The following is a 533-nucleotide window of genomic DNA, read 5'->3' as shown; positions in this document are numbered from 1 at the left end:
TTCGCCATCGCGGACGGGACGACGAACGCGGATCCGCTCCAGACCCAGGTGGTGAGCGTCGACAGAACGACGCCCTTGGTCCCGCCTTCGATCCAGCGGCGACCCGCGGCGTGAGTGGTATTGAACGACCCGTTCATCACCGTGGACGTGACGGCTTCGAAGGCACGCGGGCTGAGTGATTCGGTGGGGGCGATGAAGTTCGCGGCAGCATTGTTGATCACGCCGGTGAGCGGACCGTGCAGCGTCCAGATCTCGTCCATCGCGGCCGACACGAGATCTGCCTTGCGCACATCGACGGTCTGCCAGTGGACCGAACCCGGCCGGGACACGGACGCCTCCGCCGCGGCTTCCTCGAGCACGGCGGGACGGCGGCCCCACAGGTGGACTTCAGCGCCGCGGTCGACGAGGTGCCGGGCGACGCCACGGCCGAGTCCGGTACCCCCGCCGGTGATGAGCACGCGCTTGCCCGCGAGGGCGTCGGAGGTGAAGGGAGTGGTGGTCATGCGATGGTCCTTACGATGGGGAACGAGGGC

Annotated in this window: 1 protein-coding gene; it reads right to left on the bottom strand. The window is 68.5% G+C overall.

Annotated features, from left to right (window positions below; all coding sequences use genetic code 11):
• A partial coding sequence (locus tag MLGJGCBP_RS48475) for an SDR family NAD(P)-dependent oxidoreductase (protein WP_160098005.1) occupies nt 1-503 on the bottom strand: 503 nt, incomplete at its 3' end.
• Between the last annotated feature and the right edge of the window lie 30 nt (nt 504-533).

This window comes from Rhodococcus sp. T7 (assembly GCF_009872365.1).
Classification (GTDB): domain Bacteria; phylum Actinomycetota; class Actinomycetes; order Mycobacteriales; family Mycobacteriaceae; genus Rhodococcus_F.
The sequence above is the reverse complement of the archived record's forward strand: the minus strand, read 5'-3'. Positions and strand labels throughout refer to the sequence as shown.